Source organism: Streptomyces sp. NPDC057654 (genome assembly GCF_042800135.1).
In the GTDB taxonomy this organism is placed as follows: domain Bacteria; phylum Actinomycetota; class Actinomycetes; order Streptomycetales; family Streptomycetaceae; genus Streptomyces.
This window is the reverse complement of the sequence record NZ_JBHVHQ010000312.1, coordinates 1-8867: the sequence shown is the minus strand read 5'-3', so window position 1 is coordinate 8867 and position 8867 is coordinate 1. Positions and strand designations below refer to the sequence as shown.

General features: G+C 71.6%; 11 protein-coding genes. 8 read left to right on the top strand and 3 right to left on the bottom strand.

All coding sequences use genetic code 11. The annotated features are described in order from the left end of the window. The 3 genes from ACFU99_RS22430 to ACFU99_RS22420 form a co-directional block, all read right to left on the bottom strand. On the bottom strand, nt 1–292 hold a 292-nt coding region (locus ACFU99_RS22430), incomplete at its 3' end, for a YbaK/EbsC family protein (RefSeq protein ID WP_384394666.1). 53 nt (nt 293–345) lie between these two features. Then, nucleotides 346–1086, bottom strand: coding sequence for an LON peptidase substrate-binding domain-containing protein (locus tag ACFU99_RS22425; RefSeq protein ID WP_384394664.1), 741 nt, complete (start codon nt 1084–1086; stop codon nt 346–348). Nucleotides 1087–1130: 44 nt separating this feature from the next. Beyond that, nucleotides 1131–2732, bottom strand: coding sequence for an oxidoreductase (locus ACFU99_RS22420; RefSeq protein WP_384394662.1), 1602 nt, complete (start codon nt 2730–2732; stop codon nt 1131–1133). 183 nt (nt 2733–2915) lie between these two features. On the opposite strand from ACFU99_RS22420, the gene hisD reads away from it, so the two are divergent. From hisD to hisF, 8 genes are read left to right on the top strand one after another with little or no spacing between them, the layout of a single operon-like run. Continuing rightward, nucleotides 2916–4244, top strand: a complete 1329-nt coding sequence (gene hisD / locus ACFU99_RS22415) for a histidinol dehydrogenase (RefSeq protein WP_384394660.1) — start codon at nt 2916–2918, stop codon at nt 4242–4244. After that, the gene (locus tag ACFU99_RS22410) at nt 4245–5444 is read left to right on the top strand and encodes a histidinol-phosphate transaminase (protein ID WP_384394658.1); all 1200 of its coding nucleotides are present in this window, start codon (nt 4245–4247) and stop codon (nt 5442–5444) included. It begins immediately after the preceding gene. Further along, nucleotides 5441–6034, top strand: a complete 594-nt coding sequence (gene hisB / locus ACFU99_RS22405; protein ID WP_384394656.1) for an imidazoleglycerol-phosphate dehydratase HisB — start codon at nt 5441–5443, stop codon at nt 6032–6034. Before ACFU99_RS22410 ends, hisB begins: the two co-directional genes overlap by 4 nt. Beyond that, nucleotides 6031–6198, top strand: coding sequence for a hypothetical protein (locus ACFU99_RS22400; RefSeq protein ID WP_384394654.1), 168 nt, complete (start codon nt 6031–6033; stop codon nt 6196–6198). Before hisB ends, ACFU99_RS22400 begins: the two co-directional genes overlap by 4 nt. After that, on the top strand, nt 6198–6851 hold the full coding sequence (gene hisH / locus ACFU99_RS22395) for an imidazole glycerol phosphate synthase subunit HisH (protein WP_384394652.1): 654 nt from the start codon (nt 6198–6200) through the stop codon (nt 6849–6851). Before ACFU99_RS22400 ends, hisH begins: the two co-directional genes overlap by 1 nt. An 11-nt stretch (nt 6852–6862) precedes the next feature. Further along, complete coding sequence (priA, locus tag ACFU99_RS22390) at nt 6863–7594, top strand: bifunctional 1-(5-phosphoribosyl)-5-((5-phosphoribosylamino)methylideneamino)imidazole-4-carboxamide isomerase/phosphoribosylanthranilate isomerase PriA (protein ID WP_384394650.1); 732 nt, start codon at nt 6863–6865, stop codon at nt 7592–7594. After that, nucleotides 7591–7992, top strand: coding sequence for a RidA family protein (locus ACFU99_RS22385; RefSeq protein ID WP_384394648.1), 402 nt, complete (start codon nt 7591–7593; stop codon nt 7990–7992). Before priA ends, ACFU99_RS22385 begins: the two co-directional genes overlap by 4 nt. Nucleotides 7993–7995: 3 nt before the next feature. Next, entirely contained in the window at nt 7996–8760 is a 765-nt protein-coding gene (gene hisF, locus ACFU99_RS22380; protein WP_384394646.1) for an imidazole glycerol phosphate synthase subunit HisF, read from the top strand. Nucleotides 8761–8867: the final 107 nt, after the last annotated feature.

Below are 8867 nucleotides of genomic sequence, written 5' to 3'. Positions count from 1 at the left end.
CCGCCGGGTCGGCCATCGCCGCGCGCTTGCCGCCCACCGCCGCGGCCAGCGCCTTGAGGTCCAGCGAGCCGGACACCGGCACCACGGCCACCGTCAGCGCCCCGTCCACCTCGGCCACCAGCGTCTTGAAGACCTGACCGGGGTCGACGCCGAGCGCCTGCGCGGCCTCCTCGCCGTAGGACGCGGCGGCGGGGTCGTGCTCGTACGCGTGCAGGGTGAAGGCGGTGCCGGCCGCGGTGAGGGCGACGGTGGCGGGCGTGCCGCCGGACTGCTGCTTCTTGGACTTCTTCACCGGGACTCTCCGGGCTCTCCGCGATCAGGGGCAGTGCGGGCGGCGCCGCGCCGTCAGTTCGGGCTGGTCGGCCGACGCGTCAGCTCCACGGCGGGCACCGACGGGAGCTTACCGATCACCGCCGCCTCCGCGCGCAGCACCTTCAGCTCCTCCGCCAGCCGCGACGCGGTGTCCGGGGCCTGGAGCAGCCGCTGCTTGGTCGGGGTGTCCAGCACCGCCGCGGCCGCCACCAGATACGACAGCACCGCCGGCTCGTCCGGCAGGTCGCTCTGGCCCGACAGCGACCGCTCGCGCGCCCCGGCCAGCCGCTTCTGATACGTGCGGAAGGCCCGTACGACACCGGAGGCGAGCGCTCCGGCGCCGTCGCCCTCCTCTTCCTCGATCTCTTCGACCTCGCCCGTCAGATACGAGCCGCTCGCGTCGACCGACAGCAGCCGGAACCGGGTGGTGCCGGTGGCCAGCACCTCGTACGAGCCGTCCTCGCGCTCCCGGATCGTGGCGGCGTCCGCCGCGCAGCCCACCGAGTAGAACGCGTTCATCGGGTCGGTCCCGAACCCCGCGCCGGGGCCGCGCTCCAGCCGCCCCGTCTCGTCCGGCAGGCCCGGAGCGCTGAACGCGACCTCGCGGCCGTCGCGGATGGCGACCACCCCGAAGCGGCGTGGCTCCTCCTCCGGGAGCTCGGACAGGTCGCGCATCAGCGCGCGGTACCGCTGCTCGAAGACGTTCAGGGGCATCACGAGGCCCGGGAACAGCACCGAGTTCAACGGGAAGAGCGGAAGGCGCGCGGTGGTCACAGCCCGCAAGCCTAATAGCCGCCGGAGCCATCCCGTCCGCCGTTTCACTGGCGGCGCAGCAAGCGGGTCGCTCCCGCGGCCACCGTGGTGGCGAGGATCCAGCCCAGCAGGGTCAGCGCGGTGGCCGCCCACTGCGCGACGCCCAGCGGCTTCCAGTACGTGTCCTGGCCCAGCTCGATGACCGGCAGCAGCAGGTCCAGGGCGTACAGCGGCGCGTTCCAGTGCGGGGCCTGGCCGGGCACCAGGGCGGCGGGCGGGTACAGCGAGAAATACAGCGCGCCCAGCGCCCACAGCACCGCCATCCACACCAGGGCGCGGCCCGGCTTGTAGCCGTAGGCGACCGTCCAGTCCTGGAGATAGCCCCACGCCTTCCCGGCGACCGGCAGCGTCTCCCGGCGGCGGCGCTGCTTGGCGAGCAGCGCCTCCCGCGCGTCCGCGTCCTCGCCGCTGGAGCGCAGCGCCCCGGCCAGCTGCTCGTACGGCTCCGGCGCGTACTCCGGGGTCGCGGCCGCCACCCACTCCAGCCGCCGCGACAGCGGGAAGTGCCCGTGCGGGATCAGGCTCTCGTACGCGAAACCGGCCATCACCAGACCGCCCGGCCCCGGCCAGCTCGACGCCCGGTCGATGAGATTGCCGACCTTGGCGCCGGACAGGACGACCCGGCCGCGCTGCTGCGCCTCCCCGAGGAACCGCAGCTCGGGCGTCTGGATACGGCGCAGCGACAGCTCCTGCTCGGTCTCCATCACGAACCGCGCCTGGCTGAAGTCGATGGCGTCCCCGAACCGCCCGTCGTCGAGCCGCACCCCGCCCTGGCACTCGAAGGGCTGCATGCGCGTACCGCGCTCGGGGGTGACGGGGATGCCGTACGGCGGTGTGGTGCCGCTGCTGAACGGCGACGCGCCCGTCAGCCCCGCCGCCGTCATATAGAGGGTCCGCTCGACGGTCAGCTGCGGGGCGTTGAGCGCGCGCCTCCCGAACGGGTTGTTCAGCCGCGAGCCGCGGAAGCTCAGCGAGACGCCGATCTTCGCGCCGCGCAGGCTCAGCTCGCCGTACGACTCCATCATCTCGGCCTGGAGGTCCTGCGCGACGGTCAGCCCGTCCGCGGCGATGGACCGGTCGTGCCGGTCCTTGTGCACGGTGAGCTGGTTGAGCAGCAGGTCCGTGCCGATATGGGCGTCGGTGAGACGGATGCCGTTGTCGATCGTGCAGCGCGGCAGGTGCAGGTCGCCCTCCGTGGTCAGCCGCGCCGCCTCCAGCCGGGGTATCGAGCAGCCGATCAGCCGCAGCGTGGTGAACCGGGACTCGGGCAGCAGCACCTGCTCCTCGAACCGGCAGTTCTGCATCTCGACATACGGCACGATCGTGCCGCCGGACAGGTTCAGCACACCGCTGATCTGCGCGCCGACCAGCTTCAGCGAGGAGACCCGGCCCGGCTGCGCGGGCGGCCCGTTGAGCATCAGGAGCGCGATGACCCGCGCCCGCACCGTGCGCTCGGGGCCCCAGGCGTGCGGGCCGGTCGGATCGTTCTGCTCGGGGTGGGGGGTGCGCAGGTCGTGCGTGCTGCCGTTGCGGAACGCCTGCCACATGCCCCATTCGGCCGTGGTGAGTTCAAGACCGGCGGGCGGCTCGCTGGGCGGCTCGGACATGGCCACACCCCCTCCGAAATCGCCGTACGCCTGTACGGCACCCCATTCCCGCTCTGTGACTGCTTGAACGCGTGTGGTAAGAGAGAACTGGTCCTGGCGCTGCCGATGAGCGGCACGGGGCGGATGTATCAGTGAGTGATACGGGACGTCGGCCGCCGGAGGCGGTCTGAGACAATTGACCGTGTGATCTCCCGAATCGATCTGCGCGGCGCCGCCGCGGCCGAGGGTTCCCCCGACGCCGGCGTCGACCGCGACCTGCTGCCCCGAGCCGAACTCGACGTCGAGGCCGCCCTGGAGAAGGTGCGGCCCATCTGCGAGGACGTGCATCATCGGGGCACCGCGGCGCTGATCAACTACGCGGAGCGCTTCGACGGCGTACGGATCGACCGCGTCAGGGTCCCCGCCGAGGCCATCGCCCGCGCCCTCGCAGACCTCGATCCGGACGTACGGGCCGCCCTGGAGGAATCGATCAGGCGCGCCCGCATCGTCCACCGCGAGCAGCGCCGCACCGACAAGACCGTCAAGGTCGTCCCCGGCGGCACCGTCACCGAGCGCTGGGTCCCCGTCGAGCGCGTCGGCCTGTACGTACCGGGCGGCAACGCCGTCTACCCCTCGTCCGTCGTCATGAACGTCGTGCCCGCCCAGGAGGCGGGAGTCTCCTCGCTCGCCGTCTCCTCGCCGCCGCAGAAGGACTTCGGCGGCCTGCCGCACCCGACGATCCTCGCCGCGTGCGCGCTGCTCGGCGTCGACGAGGTGTACGCGGCGGGCGGCGCCCAGGCCATCGCGATGTTCGCGTACGGCACCGACGAGTGCCGCCCCGCCCAGCTCGTCACCGGCCCCGGCAACATCTGGGTCGCCGCCGCCAAGCGCCTGCTCAAGGGCCGTATCGGCATCGACGCCGAGGCCGGGCCCACCGAGATCGCCATCCTCGCCGACGACACCGCCGACGCCTCTCACCTCGCCGCCGACCTGATCAGCCAGGCCGAGCACGACACGCTGGCCGCCGCCGTCCTCGTCACGCCCTCCGAGGCGCTCGCCGAGGCCGTCGAGGCCGCGCTGACCACCCAGGTCGCGGCCACCAAGCACCGCGAGCGGATCACCGAGGCGCTCGCCGGCCGCCAGTCCGGCATCGTCCTCGTCGACTCCCTCGACCACGGCCTCGCCGTCGTCGACGCCTACGCCGCCGAGCACCTGGAGATCCAGACCGAGAACGCCGCCGAGGTCGCCGCCCGGGTCCGCAACGCGGGCGCCGTCTTCGTCGGCCCGTACGCGCCCGTCTCCCTCGGCGACTACTGCGCCGGCTCCAACCACGTCCTGCCCACCGGCGGCTGCGCCTGCCACTCCTCCGGCCTGTCCGTCCAGTCCTTCCTGCGCGGCATCCATGTCGTGGACTACACCCGCGACGCGCTCGCCGAGGTCACCCGCCATGTGGTGACGCTCGCCGAAGCCGAGGACCTGCCCGCACACGGAGCCGCGCTCAAGGCGCGGTTCGACTGGAAGGTGCCCGAGTAAGTGACCGGCAACCCCGCTCCCGCTGCCGCTCCGTCGCCGTCTCCGTCCCGGATCGACGCCCTCCCCATCCGGGACGAGCTGCGCGGCAAGTCCCCGTACGGCGCGCCGCAGCTCGACGTGCCCGTACGCCTGAACACCAACGAGAGCCCGTACCCGCTGCCCGAGCCGCTGGTGGAGCGGATCGCCGAGCGCGTCACCGAGGCCGCCCGCTCCCTCAACCGCTACCCCGACCGGGACGCCGTCGAGCTCCGCCGCGAACTCGCCGCGTACCTCACGCGCACCGCCGGGCACCGCGTCGCCGCCGAGAACGTCTGGGCCGCCAACGGCTCCAACGAGATCATCCAGCAGCTGCTCCAGACCTTCGCCGGGCCCGGCCGCACGGCGATCGGCTTCGAGCCCTCGTACTCCATGCACGCGCTCATCTCGCGCGGTACGGGCACGGGCTGGATCTCCGGTCCCCGCCACGACGACTTCACCATCGACGTCGACGCCGCCGTACGGGCCATACACGATCAGCGGCCCGACGTGGTCTTCGTCTGCTCGCCCAACAACCCCACCGGTACCGCCGTCGAGGCGGACACCGTGCTGCGGCTGCACGACGCGGCGCAGGAGGCCCGCAGCGGGCGCGGCGCGCTCGTCGTCGTGGACGAGGCGTACGGCGAGTTCAGCCATCGCCCCTCGCTGCTCCCGCTCATCGAGGGCCGCCGCAACCTCGTCGTCTCCCGCACCATGTCCAAGGCGTTCGGCGCGGCCGGGCTGCGCCTGGGCTACCTCGCCGCCGACCCCGCCGTCGTCGACGCCGTCCAGCTGGTCCGCCTCCCGTACCACCTGTCCTCCGTCACCCAGGCCACCGCGCTCGCCGCGCTGGAGCACACCGATACGCTGCTCGGGTACGTACAGCAGCTCAAGGCCGAACGCGACCGCCTGGTCACCGAATTGCGCGCCATCGGCTGCCAGGTCACCGACTCGGACGCCAACTTCGTGCAATTCGGCCGATTCGACGGCGAAGGCGGCGCGCACGCCGCCTGGCAGGCCATCCTCGACCAGGGGGTCCTGGTCCGCGACAACGGCGTACCGGGCTGGCTGCGGGTCACCGCCGGCACCCCGGCCGAGAACGACGCGTTCCTGGACGCGGTGCGCGCGCTTTTCAAGGACCGCGGTACTGCGCGGGACGAGAGTATGAAGGAGACCAAGCGATGAGCCGCGTCGGGCGCGTGGAGCGCACCACCAAGGAGACCTCGGTCCTCGTCGAGATCGACCTCGACGGCACGGGACAGGTGGATGTCTCGACCGGGGTCGGGTTCTACGACCACATGCTCGACCAGCTCGGCCGCCACGGCCTCTTCGACCTCAAGGTCAAGACCGACGGCGACCTGCACATCGACACCCACCACACCATCGAGGACACCGCCCTCGCGCTCGGCGCCGCCTTCCGGCAGGCGCTCGGCGACAAGGTGGGCATCTACCGCTTCGGCAACTGCACGGTGCCGCTGGACGAGTCCCTCGCCCAGGTCACCGTCGACCTCTCCGGCCGCCCCTACCTGGTGCACACGGAGCCCGAGAACATCGCGCCGATGATCGGCACGTACGACACGACGATGACTCGGCACATCCTGGAGTCCTTCGTCGCGCAGGCCCAGGTCGCGCTGCACGTCCACGTCCCGTACGGGCGCAACGCGCACCACATCGTGGAGTGCCAGTTCAAGGCGCTGGCGCGGGCCCTGCGCTATGCCGCGGAGCGCGACCCGCGCGCTGCGGGGATTCTTCCTTCGACCAAGGGCGCACTGTGACCGGCCTGTCTACCATTCTGATCGTTGTGGGGCTCTTCCTGGCCGGCGGCGTGTACTCCTTCTGGAAGCAGAAGATGCCGAAGGGCCTCATCGTGCTCGTCTCGATCGGTGCCGTGATGTGCCTGGTCGCAGGCGTCATGCGGCTGCAAGGAGTCTGGGACTGATGGGCGGCTCCGCGAACTCCCCGAAGAAGGTCGTGGTCTTCGACTACGGATTCGGCAACGTACGCTCCGCCGAGCGGGCGCTCGCGCACGTCGGCGCGGACGTCGAGATCACCCGCGACTACGACCGGGCGATGAACGCCGACGGCCTCCTGGTGCCCGGCGTCGGCGCGTTCGCCGCCTGCATGGCGGGGCTCCGCGAGGCGCGCGGCGACTGGATCGTAGGGCGCCGCCTCGCCGGTGGCCGCCCGGTGATGGGCATCTGCGTCGGCATGCAGATCCTCTTCCAGCGCGGCATCGAGCACGGCGTGGAGACCGAGGGCCTTGATGAGTGGCCCGGTTCGGTAGAGCCCCTCAAGGCGCCCGTGGTGCCCCACATGGGCTGGAACACCGTAGAACCGGCCGCCGGTTCGCGGCTGTTCGAGGGCCTCGGCACCGAGGCGTACTACTACTTCGTGCACTCCTACGCGGTGCGCGAGTGGGGCTTCGAGATCTCCAACGATCACATCAACCCTCCGAAGGTCACCTGGGCGACGCACGGCGAGCCGTTCGTCGCCGCGGTCGAGAACGGCCCGCTGTGGGCCACCCAGTTCCACCCCGAGAAGTCCGGCGACGCCGGAGCCCAGCTCCTGACCAATTGGCTCAAGACCCTCTAGGACCCGCCTCCATGAGCTCCAACCGCCTCGAACTCCTCCCCGCCGTCGACGTCCGCGACGGCCAGGCCGTACGCCTCGTGCACGGCGAGTCCGGCTCCGAGACGTCCTACGGCGACCCGCTGTCCGCGGCCCTCGCCTGGCAGCGGGCGGGCGCCGAGTGGCTGCATCTGGTGGACCTCGACGCGGCCTTCGGCACCGGCGACAACCGGGCACGGATCGCCGAGGTCGCGCGGGCCATGGACATCAAGGTCGAGCTCTCCGGCGGCATCCGGGACGACGCGTCGCTCGCGGCGGCCCTCGCCACCGGCTGCACCCGCGTCAACCTCGGCACCGCCGCCCTGGAGGCCCCGGAGTGGGTCGCCAGGATCATCGCCGAGCATGGCGACAAGATCGCGGTGGGCCTGGACGTACGCGGCACGACGCTGCGCGGGCGCGGCTGGACGCGTGACGGCGGCGACCTGTACGAGACCCTCGCGCGCCTCGACTCCGAGGGCTGCGCCCGCTACGTCGTCACCGACATCGCCAAGGACGGCACGCTCCAGGGCCCCAACCTGGAGCTCCTGAAGAACGTGTGCGCCGCTACCGACAAGCCCGTCGTCGCCTCCGGAGGCGTCTCCTCCCTTGACGATCTGCGGGCGCTCGCCACGCTGGTACCGGAGGGTGTCGAAGGCGCCATCGTGGGCAAGGCCCTTTACGCCAAGGCGTTCACCTTGGAAGAAGCGTTGGAGGCTGTGTCCGTATGACCGCACCCGAGCCCGTACAGCGCGTGAGTTCCCATTCGCCTTATGAGGAAGCCTTCGGATACTCGCGGGCCGTACGGCTCGGCAACGGGCTGGTGCTGGTCTCCGGCTGCACCTCGGTCGTGGACGGAGCCATCGCGCACGAGGGCGATCCGTACGAGCAGGCCCGCACCGCGTTCGGGGTGGCCTTCGAGGCGCTGGAGAAGTTCGGCCTCGCTCCGGAGGACGTCGTACGGACCCGGATGTACCTCACCCACGCCCGTGACGTGGACGCCGTGGGCCGCGCCCACAAGGAACTGTTCGACGCGGTCCGTCCGGCCGCCTCGATGATCGTCGTATCCGGCTTCGTCGACTCCCGCATGGTCGTCGAAGTCGAAGTGGAAGCATTCCGAGGAGCCTGAACCATGACCCTCGCGGTCCGAGTGATCCCCTGCCTGGACGTGGACGGCGGCCGGGTCGTCAAGGGCGTCAACTTCCAGAACCTGCGCGACGCGGGCGACCCCGTGGAGATGGCCAAGATCTACGGCGAGGAGGGCGCCGACGAGCTGACGTTCCTCGACATCACCGCCTCCTCCGGCAACCGGGAGACCACCTACGACGTGGTCCGCCGCACCGCCGAGCAGGTCTTCATCCCGCTGACGGTCGGCGGCGGCGTCCGCACCGCCGACGACGTCGACAAGCTGCTGCGCGCCGGCGCCGACAAGGTAGGCGTCGCCACCGCCGCCATTGAGCGGCCGGAGCTGATCCAGGAGATCGCCGAACGGTTCGGCAGCCAGGTCCTGGTCCTCTCCGTCGACGCCCGCCGCACTGACGCGGGCACCGAGTCCGGTTTCGAGGTCACCACCCACGGCGGTCGCCGCGGTACGGGCCTCGACGCCGTCGAATGGGCGCACCGCGCGGCCGAGCTGGGCGCGGGGGAGATCCTCCTCAACGCCATGGACGCCGACGGCACCAAGGACGGCTACAACACCGACATGATCGCGGCCGTCCGCCGCCATGTGACTGTCCCGGTCATCGCGAGCGGCGGCGCGGGCCGCCTCGAACACTTCGCCCCGGCGGTCGAGGCGGGCGCGGACGCGGTTCTGGCCGCTTCTGTTTTCCACTTCGGTGACTTGCGTATCGGCGAGGTGAAGGACGCGTTGCGGGAGGTCGGTCAGCCGGTTCGCTGACCGCTGGGTTGGCAGGGGGAGCCGCGTACCCGTCCGCGTTGCCGCCCGTGAGGTGCGCCGGAGCCCCCTGCAATCAGAGGGGCTCCGGCGTACGCTGCCTGGAAGGG

Bases quoted from the DNA above. Each gene is read 5' to 3' on its own strand.
- ACFU99_RS22420 (WP_384394662.1), bottom strand. From the start codon at position 2,732: ATGTCCGAGCCGCCCAGCGAGCCGCCCGCCGGTCTTGAACTCACCACG.
- hisB (WP_384394656.1), top strand. From the start codon at position 5,441: ATGAGCCGCGTCGGGCGCGTGGAGCGCACCACCAAGGAGACCTCGGTC.
- hisH (WP_384394652.1), top strand. From the start codon at position 6,198: ATGGGCGGCTCCGCGAACTCCCCGAAGAAGGTCGTGGTCTTCGACTAC.
- priA (WP_384394650.1), top strand. From the start codon at position 6,863: ATGAGCTCCAACCGCCTCGAACTCCTCCCCGCCGTCGACGTCCGCGAC.
- ACFU99_RS22385 (WP_384394648.1), top strand. From the start codon at position 7,591: ATGACCGCACCCGAGCCCGTACAGCGCGTGAGTTCCCATTCGCCTTAT.
- hisF (WP_384394646.1), top strand. From the start codon at position 7,996: ATGACCCTCGCGGTCCGAGTGATCCCCTGCCTGGACGTGGACGGCGGC.